Source organism: Haloarcula mannanilytica, from assembly GCF_005406125.1.
Classification (GTDB): Archaea; Halobacteriota; Halobacteria; order Halobacteriales; family Haloarculaceae; genus Haloarcula; species Haloarcula mannanilytica.
The window spans coordinates 930399-948197 of the sequence record NZ_BIXZ01000001.1; the positions used below are offsets into that span (position 1 = coordinate 930399).

The following is a 17799-nucleotide window of genomic DNA, read 5'->3' on the forward strand; positions in this document are numbered from 1 at the left end:
CGAGATAGCAGTTTTGCGTAGCCACTGACTTTTCACCGCCCCCCTCCAACAGCCGGCATGGACGAGATTCAGGTCCAGGGAACGTCGGTCCCCGCACTCGGCCTCGGAACGTGGCAGTTGACCGGCGAGACCTGCCGCGAAACGGTCGAATCGGCCCTGGAAATGGGCTATCGGCATGTCGATACAGCACAGGCCTACGGCAACGAGCGACAGGTCGGGCTGGGCATCGAAGCCGCCGCGGTCGACCGCGAAGACGTGTTCCTGACGACGAAGCTCGACGGGTCCAACCGCGACGAGCGCAGCGTCCGCCGGTCGACGCGGGAGAGCCTGAACAAACTCGGGACGGACTATCTGGACCTCCTGCTCATCCACTGGCCGAACACACCGTGGATGGCCTCGCTGTCGGAGACGCTCGGGGCGATGAACGACCTCGTCGACGAGGGCCTGGTCCGCCACATCGGCGTCAGCAACTTCTCGCCGTCGCTGCTGGACGAGGCCCGGGACATCTCTGCGGCCCCCATCCTCACCGACCAGGTGCAGTACCACCCCTACTGGGACCAGCGCAAACTGCTTGACTACTGTCGCATTCACGACGTACTCCTGACCGCCTACAGCCCGCTGGCTCGCGGCGGCGTCCTCGATGATCCGGCGCTCGTTCAGATTGGCAACCGATACGGGAAATCCCCGGCTCAGGTCGCTCTGCGGTGGCTCCTCCAGCAGGACGGCGTGGCCGCGATTCCGAAAGCGTCCAGCCGCGAGCATCTGGAAGCGAACATGGCCGTCTTCGACTTCGAACTCACCGACGCGGAGATAGAGCGGATTCGGGACCCCTCGAAGGTCAGGACCGGCGTGCAGTTCGTCCGGTCGCAGTTGCCGTTCTGAGACCCTAGCCTGTCTCGAACTCGCTAACTTCCAAAAAACTTTTCGTAGTCTATTGGTCCAGATATACTACGTATAGACCGTAGTCATTCATATTATGCAATGTTCGTGGTATAGTTAGCCGCAAGTATTACCAATCACACAACTATCATAAGCGATCTGGCCCCATGTATCGTGTGGTGTGTTACCAACATCTTCCAGCATGAGAACACACCGCTGAATCCACAGCGAGGCCACTGTGTCAGTACACGAATCCGAACCGATACGACGGAGCATCGAAGTGGAGTACTGGGTCATCGATGACGCGGGCCGGCTGGTCGAACCTGGGACACTCGTCGACGCAACCCCGGGGGCGGAGCGGGAGTTCGTCGAGCCCCTGCTGGAAGTCAAGACGACGCCGTGTGAGACAGCCACAGAACTGCGCGAGGAACTCCTAGAGCGTCTGGAGGCGGTCTTGCGGCGGGCCGACGACCGCGGAAAACACCTCGTTCCGCTTTCGACGCCGGTCAACGCTGACGAGATTCAGGAGATCCCGAGCGACCGGACGCGGATTCAAAACTGCGTCGTCGGCGACGATTTCGAGTACGTCCGCCACTGCGCCGGGACCCACATCCATGTCGAACAACAGCCGGGGCGGGCAATCGACCAGTTGAACACGCTGATCGCAATCGATCCCGCGCTGGCGCTCGTCTCGTCATCGCCGTACTTCCGCGGCCGGCAGCTGGCCGACGGGGCACGCTCGAAACTCTACCGCTGGATGGCGTACAACTCGGTGCCACACCAGGGCTGGCTGTGGTCGTACGTCACCGACAGCGCCGAGTGGGACCGCCGGCTCGAACGGCGCTACGACGAGTTTGTGACCGCAGCTATCGACGCCGGTATCGACCGGCGGACCGTCGCGGCGAACTTCGAGCCAGAAAGCGCGATCTGGACGCCGGTCCAGCTCCGGGCCGAGTTTGGCACCGTCGAGTGGCGGTCGCCGGACGCCGCGCTCCCGAGTCAGGTCCTGCAACTGGCCGATACCGTGGTGGCACTCATGGACCACCTCAGGGGAACCGAGGTGCGCATCGAGGGAGCGACGGGCCGCGTGACCGACGACGAGATCGTGCTCCCCGAATTCGATGCTGTGCTCGAATACGCGAACGATGCTATCCGGGAGGGAGTTGCCGCCGACAGTGTTCAGTCGTATCTCGATCGGATGGGGTTCGACGTGGACGCCTACGAGCCGGTCGCGCTGACGTTCGACAGGCCGGAGCCGGTCACGCCTCGTGACGCTCGTGAGATCCGGCTCGAACATGCCGACCGCCTCCAAGACGACGTGCGACAGGCCGCGCCGGTCGCACTCGATTGACGCCGAGACGGGACAGTGACAATTTAGGAATCGCCGTTCCAACGCCGGACTATGGTAACGGCGCTCGCCGACGACAGCTGGTGGTACGACCTCGGGGGAGTCAACGCAGCGCTCGTTGACGACAGCGGAACGCTGACGCTCGTGGACACAGGGCTGCCCTGGCATGGCAACGAACTCATCGCCGGGCTGAGCGACGCCGGCTACGAGCTCCGTGACCTGGACCGAATCTTGCTCACGCACTTCGATCTCGACCACGTCGGCGGGCTGTCGGTCTTCGACGGCCTCGACGTGACCATCTACGTCGGTGAGCGGGACGCACCACTGGTCACCGGCGAACAGGCCCCGCCGCTGGGCAACCACAAGGGGGCGTTCCAGCGACTCGTCTCCCCGCTACTCGACGCACCGGACAACGATGTCGTCCCGCTCGCTGACGGCGACACCGTCGGCAGTTTCACCGCCTATCACACGCCCGGCCACACGCCGGGCCACGTCAGTTACGTCAGCGAGGACCTGTCACTGGGGCTGTTAGGCGATCTCGTTCGGGAAGACAGCGGCCGCTTCGAGCCCTCGCCGTGGCTGGTGAGTTACGAGACCGAGAGCGTCGCCGGGAGTATCCGTGACTTTGCCGAGCGTGCGCCCGGTTTCGAAATCGCCGTTCCGGGCCACGGCGTCCCCTTCGAGGAAGGGGGTTCAGCGAAACTCAGCAAACTGGCGGCGACGCTGTGAAACGGCCGGCTTAGTCGCTACTGAGCTGGTTGGCAACGAAGTCCTGACCGCCCAGCCCGACCGCCAGCGAGAACCCGATACCGACGGGGAACACGACCGCGAGCAACAACACGGCGAGCAGCAGCGAGTCGACGCCCGCGAGGTTGAGCGCGATAACGGCGGTAAACAGGTAGACGAGCGCCTGCATCGTCCCTGAGAGGAGCGGCGTCGGGACCCACTCTTCGGCGGCGTCGACCGACGTGACCACGTCACTGACGTGGTCAGCGACTAGTGCCCCCAGGACGAGGACGACGAGGGAACCGGCCAAGGTCGGCGCGTAGGTCAGCCCATCACGGAGCAGGACCACGACGGGAGCGATAGTGAGCGTCGCCGCAGCGACGTAGACGGCCGCCGCGTAGACGTAGTACTCGACGATTAGCCCAGCCACGCTGCCGACGGTGCCGCTGTCAGCGTCGAGTAGCTGTCCGAGGTGTGTCTCCGGGAAATTCTCGGTGAGACCGGGTCGGGAGACGAGACCGGGGATGAGCGTGCCCAGCAGTCGGCCGAGACCGAATCCGACGACCAGGAACACCGCGGCGGCGACGATGTTCGGGACGTATCCGAACAGCGTCGCGGCGAGCGTCCGGAGCTCGCTGATGTTCAGCGTTCTGACCGCCGCAAGAACGGCGACCAGGTAGACGAGATATCGGGCGAGCAGTCCTGCGGCGGACGCGACCGGGTCCGACTCGGCTGTGACGGCCGACACCGGCGTTTCCTCGGCGCGGTCGTCGAGCCCGCGTTCGAGCGTCCAGTCGTACACCGCGTCGTCAAGGTACTCGCCGATCCCGTAGCCGATGGCGAGGATGGCTGCCGCAACCAGTATCGTCCCGACGGCCGATACGCCGTCGGCGACGAGAGTCGTCAAAACCGCGAGGATGTCCGCGACGATGCGGTCAGTGACGTTCGCTTGCAGCAACAGCGGTCGTTCCGTGACGGCTTGAATCGCTAACATGGGTGTATCCGGTAGCTACTCTCTTAATCTCTCTATTAAATCCGTCGAAAAATGTATTAAATTATGGCTTCTTCAGCAGCGAGAGTATGCGGCCGAACCGGCTGTTGGTACTGTCAGGCGGACGGCATAGACACGAAAAGACCGAGCGATCCTACAGTTCCTCGGCGACGGCCTCGGCGTCGAGCAGGTCCGGGTCGACGACGAGGTCGGTCTGTCGGCTGGCGAAATCAGGCAGTGACCCCTCGGCGTAGACGACGACCCGCAGGTCGGGATTGAGGTCCTTGGCGACGGCGATGGAGGTGGCCTGTGACATCTCTGTCAGCAGGTACACGCCGGCCTCGTGGATGCCGGCCTCCTCCAGCCCGGGTCGGTTGCCCACGTCTGCGACCGTCACGGTGTGTTCTTCGGCTTCGAGCGCGTCTCTGAGTCCGTTCGGGTCCGAGCCGACGAGAACGACCTTCATTCGTACTCGATGGTCGCCGGCGGTTTGTGGGTCACGTCGTAGACGACGCGGGCGACGTTCTCGTGAGCCCCGGTGATGCGCGACTGGATGCGCTGGAGCGTGTCCCAGTCGAGTTCCTGCGCGCGGGCGGTCATGCCGTCCCGGCTCTCGACCGAGCGGACGGCGACGACCCAGCCGTGGACGCGGTTGTCGCCCTTAACGCCGGTGGCCTTGCCGATGACGGCGGCCAGGGCCTGCCAGGGCTCGTACTCCTCCAGTTCCTCCTCGACGACGTGGTTGGCCTCGCGGGCCACTTCCAGTTTCTCCTCGGTGACCTCGCCGATGATTCGGACGGCGAGTCCGGGTCCGGGGAACGGCATCCGCTCGGAGATGATCTCTTCGAGGTCGAGCGCGCGGGCGACCTCGCGGACCTCGTCCTTGTAGAGGTCCCGCATCGGCTCGACGATGCCCTCGAAGTCCACCACTTCGGGGAGGCCGCCGACGTTGTGGTGGGACTTGATGGTCCCCTCACTCTCAATGCGGTCGGGGTAGATGGTCCCCTGGACAAGGTAGTCAGCGTCAACGTCCTTCGCAACGGTCTCGAACTCCCGGATGAACTGCTCGCCGATGATGTGCCGTTTCTCCTCGGGGTCGGTCTCGTCGCCGAGCGCGTCGAGGAACCGGTCCTGGGCGTCGACGATTCGCAGCGAGTCCATATAGCTGAACGTCTCGCGGATCTGGTCGGTCTCGCCTTTCCGCATCAGCCCGGTGTCGACGTAGACGGGGGTGAGCTGGTCGCCGATTGCCTCGTAGGCCAAGGCGGCGGCTGTCGAGGAGTCGACGCCGCCGGAAAGTGCGATGACGGCGTTTTTATCGCCGATCTCGTCGGCGATCTCGGCTTTGGCATCAGTGATGAACTCGTCGACGTTCACCATCAGTGGCTCACCTCCTCGGTCGTCACAGTGTGGGGGTCGTCGCCGAGCACGGCCTCAAGCAGGCCGACGAACGGCGGGCTGGCACGGGTCGGTCGGGAGCGGAACTCCGGATGGAACTGCGTCCCGATGAAGTAGGGGTGGACCTCGGGCGCGAGTTCGAGTATCTCCATACGGTTCCCGGCGCGGCCGGAGAACTTCAGCCCGGCGGCTTCGAGGTCGTCGATGTACTCGGGGTTGACCTCGTAGCGGTGGCGATGTCGCTCCGTGCAGGACTCACCGCCGTACAGCGTCGCGGCGAGCGTGTTCGAGTCGATGTCCGTCTCGTGGGCGCCCAGCCGCATCGTCCCGCCCATGTCCTCGATCTCGTACTGCTCGGGGAGAATGTCGATGACGGGGTGGGGCGTGTCCTCGTCCAGTTCCGCCGAGTGAGCGTCGTCGAGATCCAACACGTTCCGGGCGTACTCGACGACGGCCATCTGGAAGCCGAGACACAGCCCGAGGAACGGCACGTCGTTCTCACGGGCGTACTGGATAGCGTCGATTTTCCCTTCCGTACCGCGAGCGCCGAACCCGCCCGGCACGACGATGGCGTCGGCCTCGCGCATCCGGTCGGCGTGGTGGTCGCTCATCTTCTCGGAGTTGACCCACCGGACGTTCACGTCGACGTTCTTCTCCAAGCCGGCGTGTTTCAGCGCCTCGTGGACGGACATGTAGGCGTCTTCGAGATCGTACTTGCCGACGAGGGCGACCTCGACCTCGCCTTCGGTCTGCTGGGTGACGAGGTCGCGCCAGCGGTTCTCCCGCTCGTCCTCGGGCAGGGCCTCCGATGCGATGTCGAGTTCCTGCATCACGTACTCATCGAGGCCTTCTTCCTCGACCATCAGCGGGACGTGGTAGATATCGTCAACGTCGGGGTTGGAGAAGACTGCCTCGGTCGGCACGTCACAGAACAGCGCGATCTTCTCTTTCGTGTCGATGTCGAGTTTATCCGAACAGCGGCCGACGAGAATGTCCGGCTGAAGGCCGATAGAGCGAAGTTCCTTCACGGAGTGTTGGGTCGGCTTGGTCTTCTGTTCGCCGTTTTTCGAGTAGGGAACGAGCGTGACGTGGGTAAAGAGAATATCGTCCTCGTCCTCCTCGTGGGCGAACTGTCGGAGCGCTTCGAGATACGGCATCCCCTCGATGTCACCGACGGTGCCGCCGACTTCGATGATACAGACATCGTTGCCCTCGGCAGCCTCGCGGATGCGGCGCTTGATGTCGTCGGTGATGTGCGGGATAATCTGGACCGTGCGACCGAGGTAGTCGCCGGCGCGCTCCTTCTCGATGACGTGCTGGTAGGTCTTCCCCGTGGTGACGTTGTGGTCGAAGGTCATGTCGATGTCGAGGAACCGCTCGTAGTTCCCCAGATCGAGGTCGACCTCCCCGCCGTCTTTCAGCACGTACACCTCGCCGTGCTGGAAGGGGTTCATCGTGCCGGCGTCGACGTTCAGATACGGGTCGATTTTGACCGCTGTAACGTCGAACCCGGCGTTTTTGAGTAACCGTCCTGTGCTGGCGGCGGTGATGCCTTTCCCCAGGCCAGACATCACGCCACCGGTGACGAAGATGAACTTCCGACCCAGCTCCGGGTCGTAGTCCGTTTCGGGTTCGGTCGGCATACCGACGGTGAACCCCGCGTGGTCTAAACGGTTTCGGAGCGCGCACTGTTCGCCACCCTATCGCAGTGTCAACGCGGCTACAGTGACGGCTGCGTGAGTATTCGCCACCCTGTCACGAGAACGGCGAGTGACAGCGCCGAGAACAGCGCGTCATCGGGACCAGAGCCGATGGCGATAAACAGCAGATAGCCGGCAACGAAGCCACCCAGAAGCGAGACCGCCCCCTGTCGTGTCGACTGTGACACCGCCTCACTGGTGCGCGTTGACATACTACAATATTTATCAGTATATATTATAAATGTACCTTCGACCGGAGGTTATGACTTGAGGACGCCAGATCTGATAGCGACGTATGTCCCCACTCCGCCCATCGTGGCGAGGACGACCGCTCGGGCTGGGCCACCCGCAACAAGGGCCGTCTGCATCAGCACTAACAGCGTTACCAGCGTGGCGGTAAACGAAACGGCAGCGAACGCGAGCGCGCGGTTCATGGCCAGATGTCGGGTCGACAGCGCCTGTGTCTTTCGATACCGACGGAGCGGCAGCGGTAGTGACCGCGCCAGAATCAGGCGACGACCGGCTGGGAGATGATCCACAGCGAGAGGACAGTGTAGCCGACCATCACGACGACGAGCGGCAGGTGTGCCCGGCGGCCCCCACGGCGGCCGTAATGAGTGGTTGCGACGGCGTGGGCGGCAACGACCGCTGCGACGTGGCCGCCGACGATGAGCAGGATCTGCGAGCCCCAGAACCCGGCGACCGGGAGCCACGCGACGAGGTCGGGTGAAAGGAAGCCAGCGGTCCCGATCTCGATAAGTCCGCCCAGGTTCCGGAGCACGAACGGATAGGTGTGGGCCACTTCGTACGCGGCGGCGATTGGCAGCAGTGAGCCGGCAAAGGCCCGGGCCATCCCGCCGCGTCCAGCCCCAGTACCCAGGGTCGTAACGAGCTTGATCGCTCCCCAGTAGCTGACGACGAACAGCGCGAACCCGGCTCCATAGAGCGCGATTGCCGTCCCCGTCGGAGTCCCAAGTAGTGCAAAACCGCTCAGGAGGGTCTGGAACGGGCGCGTGTTCGTCAGCCCGTCGAAGCTCACCGTGTACACCGTGGCGATGGCGAAGACCACCAGTGACCGGTCGGCAACGGGCCGGGTACAAGCGCGCCACGGCGGGCGTAGCGAGAGCCGATACCCCCCGTTCGTCCGCTCGACAGCGACCGGGGCGACGCGACCGAACAGCCGGTAGAGAACCGACAGCGGATCTGCCCGCCGGAACCACTCCGGACCGACGGCCAGCGCACCGACGAGCATGACGAGCGCGTAGCCGGCGACGACTGCGGCCGTGAGTCGCGGCGAGCGCGGCAGCGTCGTGATGTTCTCCGTGATGCCGACGAGGCCGACAAAGCCCAGAAGCGCCGGCCAGTGAGCGAGTCGGCTCGGATACTCACCCAGGAGGGCAATGGGTTCGCCCTCCAGCCGAACGAGGCCGCGATACAGCGTCGCCCACGGCGAGACGACGCGCCACGGGCTGCCGACGAGCATGGCGACGAGGCCGAGCCCCTTCAGCCACACCGGCCAGAACAGCACCGTTGCGACGTTGTCGGACTGGACCTGTGGCCCGGCGAGCCCGTCGAGAAGGACGAGCGCCAGCGCGACCAGCCCGAGTGACTGACCCAGCGTTCGGAGCAGCCGGCTGGTCCCGAGCCCCACGGATAGCTGCCGATTCGTCGCCTCTCGGTCCGCGTGACTCTCGCCGGGTCCGCGCCCGGTATCTGATTGGCGCTCGCCGACGGCCAGCCAGCCGGCAGTCAGGGCCACCGTTGCCCCGGCCCCGGTGTACAGCAGCCAGAGCGGAATCGGGGCCTCGATGCCGCCGCCAACCGCGCCGTGTGCGCTCGCGGTCCCCGTCGCCGCGACGAGTCCAGTCAGTACTGACGCGGCGACAAGCAATGATCGTCGCGGCGGCTGTGACCGACATTCCATATCCGTCTCTGACAACGGACCGGGCAAGTACGTACCGTCTCGCAGTTCCCCGGATGGACGGTCTTATGCTGACTCCCCGCCGACGGCTAGGTAATGCGGTTTCGGACCCTCATCGTCGCCGGACTGCTCATCGCGGGGCTGACCGGCGTCGTCGCTATCGGACTCACAGACGGCGGTGGACAGCTGTCACAGCAGTGGATAAGCGACACCGCCAGGGACAACGAGGTGAACCACCACGCGGTCGGCGTCGGCCCCCGGAACGACATCGTCATCGCGCCGGTGGCGGCGGTGCCAAACGCCGAGGAGATCGGTCCCGACTCCTGTTCGCTTGTTCGACTGCGCCCGAGCGACGGGGCGATCCGCTGGCGCTGGAGCGTGCCCGCAGAGAGCTGTTTCACGCACGCACTCACCCAGCCCGCGGTCGCCGACCTCGACGCTGACGGGTCGCTGGAGGTCGCCGCCAGCACGACGGAGAACGCGCTCGTGGTGCTCGATGGCGGGACGGGCACCGAGCAGTGGCGCGTCCCGCTGTCGGCCTACGGCTACGGGCAGCCGTCGGTCGGGGACGTGACCGGCGGCCCCGGGCCGGAGGTGGTGACCAGCGATATCGAGGGGACCCTCGTCGTCGTCCATGGTAACGGGACGGTCGCCTGGCGCGCCGACGCGAACACGACCGTCTGGACGCGCCCCGAACTCGTCGACGTGACCGGCGACGGGGCGACAGAGGTGGTCGTCGGCGGCGATAACACCGTTGCAGTGTATGGGCCGGACGGGTCACCGGTGTGGAACCGCTCGGTCGATGCGACGACGATGGCGCTGACCGACGGGCCAGAGCCGACCGTTGTCGCGGGAACGACCCAGCGGCTCCGCGGTCTCGACGGTGCGACCGGAGCGATCCGCTGGAACCGGACCGTCGCAGGGACGCCGCGCATCCACGAAACGGGCGATGGCGATGGCGACGGCGACCGGGAGGTGTACGCCGGCGTTAGCGGTGACACGGTGCTTGCGCTCGACGCGACCACGGGTGACACCGAGTGGGAGACGCCAATCGGTGAGGACAGCCGCCGGTCGGCTCGTGCGCCGGTGTTGGGTGACGTAACCGGCGACAACGCCACCGAAGTGGTGGCCGTGACCAACGCCGGGACCGTCGCCGTGCTGGACGGCGAGACGGGCGAGGAACTGGCGGCGTATCAGCGCAATGTCCGGATCTGGACGTTCCCGACGCTCGCGGACCTCGACAGCGACGGGGACGCGGAAATCCTGGTCCGCTACGGTGACGGGCGGGTCGTAACACTCGACTGGCAGCGCGGAGCCGGGAGTCCGCTGCAGGCTATCGGCGAGTCCTGAGTCCGCGTTTCCGGCGGCTACAGGTGACTTCGGAGGAACGGACCGACGGTTTCGCCGACGCGTCCGCTCTGGCCGACGAAGTGGTGGTCGGCTGGCAGGCGCTCGACGGCGTGGCCCAGTTCGACGGCGCGGTCGGCGACCGGTTCCCAGTCGACGGTGTCGTCACGCTCACCGACCACGACCTGTACCGGGCAGTCGATGGCGTCAAGAGCAGCAGCGGCATCCAGATGCTCGGTCAGGGCCGCCAACGGCGCAAGCACTGACAGGACCGCCGGCTCAGCCGCGGCGTCGAGTTCGGCGGCTGCACAGAGCGCCACGGCCGCGCCGAAACTGTAGCCGAACAAGCCGACGGAATCGGCCCGTTCGCTCGCCCACGCCAGCGCGTTCTCGGCGTCGACCCGTTCGCCGCGACCCTCGTCCCACGGACCGTAATCGAAGCGGAGACAGCCGACCTCGGGCACGAGTGCGTCGCTGACCGCTCGCAGCCGCGTGTCTGACCGCGACCCCCCGTGCTGTGGATGGGGCGGGCACGCGACGACGACGGCATCCGACTCGGGGCGGTCGAGCGTCGCGGTGACGCGTCGGCCGCCCGGTATCCGAACGGTGTCACCCATGCGTGTTCACTCGTCATACCTCTGTAAGAAATTTAAGGTTGGAGAGACCAATGCGCATACATGGGAATCCTCTCGCGCGCGTCGTACGTCATCCGCTCCAAGCTCAACGCCGTCCTGAACCGAGCGGAGGACCCGACAGAGACCCTCGACTACAGCTACGAGCAGTTGCGTGACGAACTGCAGGATGTCAAGCAGGGGATCGCGGACCTGACGACACAGAAGAAGCGACTGGAGATACAGAAGCGCCGCCTCGAAGAGAACGTCGAGAAACACAACGAACAGGCCCGCCAGGCCGTCGAACAGGACCGCGAGGACCTCGCCCGCCAGGCCCTAGAGAAGAAAAAGCAAAAGATGAGCCAGATCGAGGAGCTGGAAGGCCAGATACAGGACCTGCAGGCCCAGCAGGACCAGCTGGTCGAGCAGAAAGACGAGCTCCAGAAACAGATCGAGCAGTTCCGCACCAAAAAGGAGACGATGAAGGCCCGCCACGAGGCCGCCAAGGCCTCCGCCCGTGTGAACGAGGCGATGACGGGTGCGGGCGACGAGATGCAGGACATCAACCAGGCCATCGAACGCGCCGAGGAGCGCACCGAGGACATGGAGGCCCGCTCGCAGGCGATGGACGAACTCCGCGAGGACGGGGTCCTCGAAGACCAGCTCTCCGATAAGAGTTCGCTGGAGCGCGAACTGGAAGAGGTCCAGCAGAAAGGGTCGGTCGACGCGGAACTCGACACGCTGAAAGCCGAGATGGGGAAAGCCGAGGACGGCGACAGCGGGTCAAGCGACGCTGATGTCTCCGAGGCCGAACTGGAACAGGAACTCGCCGATGAGTCCACGCAGGTCGACGTTGACGAGAGCGAGGTCGAGTCGGAACTGGACGAACTGAAAGACAACGAGAAGTAAGACAACCGGCGGCCGGTCCCCGCTGGGTTTTCTGCGAGCGAGTCGCCGACGGTTAGTCCGGGTTCGGCTCGTACCCCGGACCGACCCGCAGCGTCAGCGTGGTTTCACGCACCGACAGCGACAACGTTTCGTGCGTGCTGAGTTCGCCGTCACGGCTGAACGTGATGGGGTCGCCGTGGCCGTCAACGGTAATCTCATCGGCCCGGACGTGAGTCACCCCGTCGGTGTCCAGCGCCAGCAGTCGCTGCCCGATAGCCTCCGCGACGAGGTTGCCAGCGGGCATCTGCTCGACGATAGCAACGTCGAGCAGGCCATCTTCCATATCAGCCTGTCCGCCTTCGGCGATGAACTTGCGGGCGTTGCCCACCAGCAGACACGTCGCCTCGCCGGACCAGGTGAACGGGCCGTCTTCGCCGACGGCCTCGATAGTGAGGTCGAGCCCGTCGAAACGAAGCGCCTCCTGTGTCCCGGTGATGAGAAACGCCAGCGTGCCGAACCGTTCTTTGAGTTCGCCCGGAGTCGAGACGCTGGCGTCGGCAGGGAGTCCGGCGATACAGGAAACGAGAAACGGGTCCGCGTCGGCCACGCCAACGTCGACAGTTCGGGTGTCGCCGGTGTCGGCGATTTCGATGCCGTGTTCGATGTCCCTGATACCGATGTTCCCCGCGAGGAGATTCGCCGTTCCGGCCGGGATGACGCTCAGTGTCACCGAGTCGAGGTGCCCGGCGTCGTTGAGTCCGCGGACGACTTCATTTATCGTCCCGTCGCCGCCACAAACGGCGACCTCCGAGGCCTCGGCGCGGCCGGCCTCGCGGCCGAGTTCGACCGCGTCGCCCTCCCCCTCAGTCTCGTACACGTCAAACCCGCGTGCTTCCATCAACCGCGGCACGTAGTCGGCATGCTCGCCGTCACCGCTGACGGGGTTGATGATACACCGGCGCGAACCAATCTGCATAGTAGTATCGAGTCCAGTCCAGCACTTATACCGTGGTGATGTGCCGCGGCCTCACTCCCAGTCAACGTCGACGCTCCGGTCCGTCTCGCGGAGAATAAACGGACCAATAGCGAGCGTTCGTTTGGTTATCGTGACGATACGGAGGATATACGACAGCAAGATTGTGAACGGCAGCACCGCGAGTGTCGTCGTCGCCGCGAGCAGCCACAGCACGTCCGCCACGCCGAGCGTTGCGCCGGCGACATTACCCGGGTGGAAAAACAGCAACGATATCACAGCGACGGTAAGTGCCGGAATGGCCACGTACAGCAGCGTTCGAGAAAGTTCGGACAGTTCCCACTGGAAATACAGCGTCTTGAAGTGTTCCCGTGCTGGTCCGAACAGTTCGAGCGTCTCGACGAGTTCCGCCAGCGAGTCGTCGAGTTCGTCGGAGAGCTCGTCGGCGTAGGCTTCGCGGATACGCCGACCGACGTACAGCTTCCAGGAGTAGTTGTAGTTCAACGCGGCCTTGATGACATCGAACTCTCCGAAGGTCCCCCCTTCGAGCTGGTCGGTCACCTCGTCGGCGTTGTCCGTCACGTCGTCCAGATACGTCGAGAGCAACGCGGTCAGGTCCTCATCGATCGTCGTCTCGTCAACAGCGCTCTGGACGGTCTCGGCCCGTTCGGCGGTCCCGCGGACCAGCGACCGGAGAAACGCCGACGGTTCCGCCGGACTGACCGGCGTATCCACGGCGTCAGCCACGTCGGCCCGGAACTGCATCGCGCCGTCCATCCGGTCGCGCTGGTCACCCACCGCGCCCAGTTCCTGGGAAAGGACGAGTTGGCTCAGCGTCAGGACGAGCGTGACGCCCGTTATGGTCCCCGTAATCAGCGCCTGGAACATCGTTTCGACCGGGTCACCACTCGTCAGCACCGTCCGCGGCGGCTTCGGATGGAGGTGGCCGACCGCCAGAATCGAACAGAACAGAACAGCCGAGAGAAGGGCGGTGACGAGCCAGCGGTTCGCATCGAGGAGGAGCCAGAGGAGTCGGGTGTCACCGGCGGCGCGCTCCCGCATGGTGTCGCTGGACTCCCCATTTTCAGCGGTCATACAGGTCGGCTCGCCCGCCGGGTATAAAAGCGCGAGCCCGGCACGCGCTGGGCGATGTACGGTCAGCGAGAATCCGTATCAGTCGGGGACAGCGACTACCGGCCGGCGAGGAACGTCACGGCAGTTCGCTGCTGTTCGATTTCGGTTTCGAGGTGGTCGCGGAACTCGCCAATGTCGATGTCCTTCTCCTCGCGTTCCTTGCGATCACGCACCGAGATGGTGCCGGCTTCCTCTTCGTTGTCGCCGATGACGCACATGTAGGGCACGCGGTCGTCGTGGGCCTGCTGGATCTTCTTGCCGACGGTCCAGGAGCGGTCCTCGATAGTGACCCGGAAGTCCTCGAGTTCGTCCTGAATCTCCTCGCAGTAGGCGATGTTGTCGTCGCTGACCGGGAGCAGACGGATCTGTTCGGGGGCGAGCCACGGCGGGAACTTCCCGTTGTAGTGTTCGGTCAGCACCATGAAAAAGCGCTCATAGGAGCCATACAGGGCGCGGTGGATCATCACCGGGCGGTGTTCCTCGTTGTCCTCGCCGGTGTAAGAGAGGTCGAACCGCTCGGGCATGTTGAAATCCAGCTGGACGGTTGGGCCGTCCCAGTGCCGTCCCAGTGCGTCCTCGAAGGCGAAGTCGATCTTCGGGCCGTAGAACGCGCCGTCGCCTTCCTCGACCACGTAGTCGATGTCCTGCTCGTCGAGGACGGCTTCGAGCTGGGATTCGGCTTTCTCCCAGATCTCGTCGCCGCCCACAGACTTCTCGGGCCGGGTGGCAAACTGGACGGTGTAGTCAAGGTTGAACGTGTCCAGCGTGTCGAGGATGATGTCGACCGTCGCCAGCACCTCCTCCTCGATCTGGTCCGGGCGGACGAACAGGTGGCCGTCGTCGATGGTAAAGGCCCACGTCCGGGAGAGCCCGGAGAGTTCGCCCCGTTGCTCCTTGCGGTACACCTTCCCGTCCTCGAAGTACCGCACCGGCAGGTCGCGGTAGCTCCAGGAGTTCTGCTCGAAGATAGTGGCGTGGCCCGGGCAATTCATCGGCTTCAGGCCGTACTCCTCGTCGTTGACATCCAGCAGGAACATGTCGTCGACGTAGTTCTCGTAGTGGCCCGACTTCTTCCACAGTTCGGTGCGGAAGACGTGGGGCGTCTCGACCTCGTCATAGCCCGCATCGCGGTTGAGGCCGGCGACGTACTCGGAGAGTTCGTTGAGGATCTTCTTGCCGTTGGGTTCATACAGCGGCAGTCCCGGCCCGGTCGTCTCGTCGATGGAGAACAGGTCCATCTCCTGGCCGATCTTGCGGTGGTCCCGTTCCTCGGCCTTGCGGCGCTGTTCGAGGAACTCGTCAAGAGCGTCCTGCGTCGGGAACGCGGTCCCGTACACGCGAGTCAGCGTCTCGTTTTCCTCCTCACCGCGCCAGAAGGCCGCCGAGATTTCAAGCAGGGCAAAGCCGCCGATTTCGCCGGTCGATTCGACGTGTGGCCCCTGACAGAGGTCCTCGAACTCGCCCTGGGTGTAGAAGGAGACCTCCTCGTCGTCCGCGGCCTCGGTTTCGAGGATGTCCTGTTTGAACGGGTTGTCCTCGTAACGCTCGAAGGCCTCCTCGCGGTCGACGAGTTCGCGCTCGATGTCGAGGTCCTCCGCGATGATCTCCTCGGCTTCGGCCTCGATAGCTTCGAGGTCGTCCTCGTCGATGTCTACATCGGTGATATCGTAGTAGAACCCGTTGTCGGTCCACGGTCCGATTGTGAGCTTCGCGTCGGGGTGGAGACGCTGCAGCGCCTGGGCGAACACGTGAGCGGCGGAGTGACGCAACACGTCGAGATACTCGTCACTGCTCTCGGTGACGATCTCCAGCTCGACATCGGCTGTCAGCGGCGCGTGCTTGTCGACAAGCTCGCCGTCGACGACGCCGGCGACCGTGTCGTCACCCAGCCCTGGCCCGATTTCGTAGGCGACATCCTCGACCGTGCTGCCACGCTCGACCTCTAGGGGGGTCCCGTCGGGCAGCGTGACCGTGACCGTACTCATATCCGAGGATACGACGGCGGCCGGGGATAAGTGTATTGAGACGCGGGCGGCGCTGGCTACTCGGGCAACAGCGGGTCCGAGTCCTCGTCGATGGAGTCGACAGCCGGTGGGTCAGACTGCGTCGGCGGCGGTGCCGCGCTCGCACGCTCCAGCGGCGAGAACGCCGATTCCTCCTCCTCCTCTTCGAGCATTGTGAGCCGGTCTCTGACGGTGACCGTCTCCCCGTTGGCCGTATGCGGCGTCACGCACGTGAGCTCCGACCCCTCGTACTCCGCTAATAGTTGGGTCGGAAACACAAGCGCTCGGTACTGCTCCCCCGATATCTCGGAGTCCACCGACCGGACCTGGAACGCGGGTTCGAGTGAACAGTCGTTTCGTTTCGCCCATTCCTGAAAGACGCTGACACGGTTGAGTGCGAACAACCCGAGTTCGGTCCGAGCCTCCGCTGGTGTGGACGGAATCTGCCGACCGATGACCTGAACAGACATATCTGACAGAATACCGGCGCTCAATAATCCGTCAAGCCGGTCGAGTACCGCAGCCTGTTGCTGCGTGTGCCCGTCGGGCAGGAGTGAACGAACGTACAATTCTGCCCGTGTGTCGTCTGACTGCGTGCTCCCCTGCATCGTATAGATATTAATGGGTAGCAACCGGGAAAAACATTCCTGTTGACAATTAATGGTTAGAATGATTATACACTGAACGACGGAAGGTGAATCAAGTGTTTCTCACGCCCGGTGCGATAATTGCGGGGCAGTTCATCGTGATAGGGAGTACTATGTGGGCACAGTTCGCATGGGAAGCCGTACATGTACGACTCGGTGCTCGTAGCTACCGACGGCAGTTCGGGAACGACGGAGACACTCGCACACGCGACCTCGATTGCGCGCGACAACGACGCGACCCTCCACGGCCTGTACGTCGTGGACAAACGGCTCTACCTCGCGGCTGACAAGGCCAATCAGGACGAAGTGCGCCAGTCCCTGGAAGAGGAGGGCGATGTCGCGCTCGACGACATCGCCGTCGGCGGCGAGGAAGCCGGTGTCGAGGTCGTCACGAACATGGAAGAGGGCATCCCTCACAAGACGATCACCGACTACGCCGAACAGGAGGGCATCGATCTGATCGTGATGGGCACCCACGGCCGAACCGGACGGGACAGGGTTGCCAACCTCGGGAGTGTCACCGAGCGCGTCGTCCAAAGCGCGCCCGTGCCCGTCCTCGTGGTCCATATCGAGTAGCGACGGTCCGGACTAGCGAACATGGGGTTGCGGAGTACCCGCGCGAACGGGACCCCCTGATCTGACCGGTATCTTTTCGGACTGCCGACACGCGGTGGACAGTATGGACAGCCGAGAGTACGAGTTCGAAGGAGCCACACCGGACATCCACGGGTACGCCCACGTCAGCCGCGAGGCGACGCTGGTAGGCGATGTCACCGTCGGCCCGAACGCGAACGTCTGGCCCGGCGTCGTGCTGCGCGGCGACGTGGCGCCCGTCGAAGTAGGCCGCGAATCGGCCATTGGCGACGGGGCCATCGTCCACGCCTCGACCGTCGGCGAGAAAGTGATGGTCGGTCACGGGGCCGTCCTCAACGACGCAACAGTCAACGACGGGGCGCTCGTGGGGTTCAATTCGACGGTCAGCGACGCCACCATCGGCGAGGGTTCCATTGTCGCGATGGGCACCGTCGTCCCACCTGGGTATGAGGTGCCCGCAGAGTCCTTTGTCCGCGGGAGTCCAGCCACGGTGACGCCGCTGTCCGAGACCACTATCGACCCCACCGAGGTGTTCGAGGCGTTCAGCTCCGGCGATTACGCCAACCTCGCGGCCCGTCACGAAGACCTGTTCGAATAACGCTCGGTATCGGTTCTGCAAACGCACGACGGGTCACTTAT

19 protein-coding genes are annotated in these 17799 nt (G+C 64.4%); 7 read left to right on the plus strand and 12 right to left on the minus strand.

The window, feature by feature from the left end:
* The first annotated feature begins 57 nt into the window (after positions 1 to 57).
* The 3 genes from Harman_RS04735 to Harman_RS04745 all read left to right on the plus strand — a co-directional run bounded on the left by Harman_RS04735 (position 58) and on the right by Harman_RS04745 (position 2956).
* Entirely contained in the window at positions 58 to 882 is an 825-nt protein-coding gene (locus tag Harman_RS04735; protein WP_137682644.1) for an aldo/keto reductase, read from the plus strand.
* Positions 883 to 1117: 235 nt separating this feature from the next.
* Positions 1118 to 2230 carry a glutamate-cysteine ligase family protein gene (locus tag Harman_RS04740; RefSeq protein WP_235007153.1) on the plus strand — a complete coding sequence of 371 codons (1113 nt, stop codon included), beginning with the start codon at positions 1118 to 1120 and terminating at the stop codon, positions 2228 to 2230.
* Between the two features lie 51 nt (positions 2231 to 2281).
* Entirely contained in the window at positions 2282 to 2956 is a 675-nt protein-coding gene (locus Harman_RS04745) for an MBL fold metallo-hydrolase (RefSeq protein ID WP_137682645.1), read from the plus strand.
* Between the two features lie 10 nt (positions 2957 to 2966).
* On the opposite strand, the gene Harman_RS04750 is transcribed toward Harman_RS04745, so the two are convergent.
* From Harman_RS04750 to Harman_RS04775, 7 genes are all read right to left on the minus strand, one after another.
* Positions 2967 to 3947, minus strand: a complete 981-nt coding sequence (locus tag Harman_RS04750; RefSeq protein WP_137682646.1) for a mechanosensitive ion channel family protein — start codon at positions 3945 to 3947, stop codon at positions 2967 to 2969.
* A 151-nt stretch (positions 3948 to 4098) separates the two neighbouring features.
* Positions 4099 to 4410, minus strand: coding sequence for a DUF7126 family protein (locus tag Harman_RS04755; RefSeq protein WP_137682647.1), 312 nt, complete (start codon positions 4408 to 4410; stop codon positions 4099 to 4101).
* Positions 4407 to 5324 carry a glutamine-hydrolyzing GMP synthase gene (gene guaA / locus Harman_RS04760; RefSeq protein WP_137682648.1) on the minus strand — a complete coding sequence of 306 codons (918 nt, stop codon included), beginning with the start codon at positions 5322 to 5324 and terminating at the stop codon, positions 4407 to 4409. Before guaA ends, Harman_RS04755 begins: the two co-directional genes overlap by 4 nt.
* Complete coding sequence (locus Harman_RS04765) at positions 5324 to 6985, minus strand: CTP synthase (protein WP_137682649.1); 1662 nt, start codon at positions 6983 to 6985, stop codon at positions 5324 to 5326. The genes guaA and Harman_RS04765 overlap by 1 nt, the downstream gene beginning before the upstream one ends.
* Positions 6986 to 7062: 77 nt before the next feature.
* Complete coding sequence (locus tag Harman_RS04770; RefSeq protein ID WP_137682650.1) at positions 7063 to 7254, minus strand: hypothetical protein; 192 nt, start codon at positions 7252 to 7254, stop codon at positions 7063 to 7065.
* 48 nt (positions 7255 to 7302) lie between these two features.
* Positions 7303 to 7476, minus strand: a complete 174-nt coding sequence (locus tag Harman_RS21420) for a hypothetical protein (protein ID WP_200830827.1) — start codon at positions 7474 to 7476, stop codon at positions 7303 to 7305.
* Positions 7477 to 7550: 74 nt separating this feature from the next.
* The gene (locus Harman_RS04775) at positions 7551 to 8966 is read right to left on the minus strand and encodes a hypothetical protein (protein ID WP_137682651.1); all 1416 of its coding nucleotides are present in this window, start codon (positions 8964 to 8966) and stop codon (positions 7551 to 7553) included.
* Positions 8967 to 9059: 93 nt separating this feature from the next.
* Here Harman_RS04775 and Harman_RS04780 point away from each other — a divergent pair, with 93 nt between their 5' ends.
* A complete protein-coding gene (locus Harman_RS04780) occupies positions 9060 to 10313 on the plus strand; it encodes an outer membrane protein assembly factor BamB family protein (protein ID WP_137682652.1) in 1254 nt (417 codons plus the stop codon).
* A 17-nt stretch (positions 10314 to 10330) separates the two neighbouring features.
* Here Harman_RS04780 and Harman_RS04785 read toward each other — a convergent pair whose 3' ends face one another.
* Positions 10331 to 10927, minus strand: a complete 597-nt coding sequence (locus tag Harman_RS04785) for an alpha/beta hydrolase (protein WP_137682653.1) — start codon at positions 10925 to 10927, stop codon at positions 10331 to 10333.
* A 60-nt stretch (positions 10928 to 10987) separates the two neighbouring features.
* Here Harman_RS04785 and Harman_RS04790 point away from each other — a divergent pair, with 60 nt between their 5' ends.
* Positions 10988 to 11830, plus strand: coding sequence for a PspA/IM30 family protein (locus tag Harman_RS04790; RefSeq protein WP_137682654.1), 843 nt, complete (start codon positions 10988 to 10990; stop codon positions 11828 to 11830).
* Positions 11831 to 11882: 52 nt separating this feature from the next.
* Here the strand turns inward: Harman_RS04790 and Harman_RS04795 are convergent, their stop codons facing one another.
* From Harman_RS04795 to Harman_RS04810, 4 genes are all read right to left on the minus strand, one after another.
* Positions 11883 to 12785, minus strand: a complete 903-nt coding sequence (locus tag Harman_RS04795; RefSeq protein ID WP_137682655.1) for a diacylglycerol/lipid kinase family protein — start codon at positions 12783 to 12785, stop codon at positions 11883 to 11885.
* Positions 12786 to 12836: 51 nt separating this feature from the next.
* Positions 12837 to 13877, minus strand: a complete 1041-nt coding sequence (locus Harman_RS04800) for a hypothetical protein (protein WP_137682656.1) — start codon at positions 13875 to 13877, stop codon at positions 12837 to 12839.
* A gap of 95 nt (positions 13878 to 13972) precedes the next feature.
* Positions 13973 to 15901: a threonine--tRNA ligase gene (thrS, locus tag Harman_RS04805; protein WP_137682657.1), complete on the minus strand. Its 1929-nt coding sequence runs from the start codon at positions 15899 to 15901 to the stop codon at positions 13973 to 13975.
* A 56-nt stretch (positions 15902 to 15957) separates the two neighbouring features.
* Positions 15958 to 16527: an HTH domain-containing protein gene (locus Harman_RS04810; protein ID WP_137682658.1), complete on the minus strand. Its 570-nt coding sequence runs from the start codon at positions 16525 to 16527 to the stop codon at positions 15958 to 15960.
* Positions 16528 to 16710: 183 nt separating this feature from the next.
* On the opposite strand from Harman_RS04810, the gene Harman_RS04815 reads away from it, so the two are divergent.
* Both Harman_RS04815 and Harman_RS04820 read left to right on the plus strand, forming a co-directional pair.
* Positions 16711 to 17142: a universal stress protein gene (locus tag Harman_RS04815; RefSeq protein ID WP_137682659.1), complete on the plus strand. Its 432-nt coding sequence runs from the start codon at positions 16711 to 16713 to the stop codon at positions 17140 to 17142.
* A 103-nt stretch (positions 17143 to 17245) separates the two neighbouring features.
* A complete protein-coding gene (locus Harman_RS04820; RefSeq protein WP_137682660.1) occupies positions 17246 to 17758 on the plus strand; it encodes a gamma carbonic anhydrase family protein in 513 nt (170 codons plus the stop codon).
* Positions 17759 to 17799: the final 41 nt, after the last annotated feature.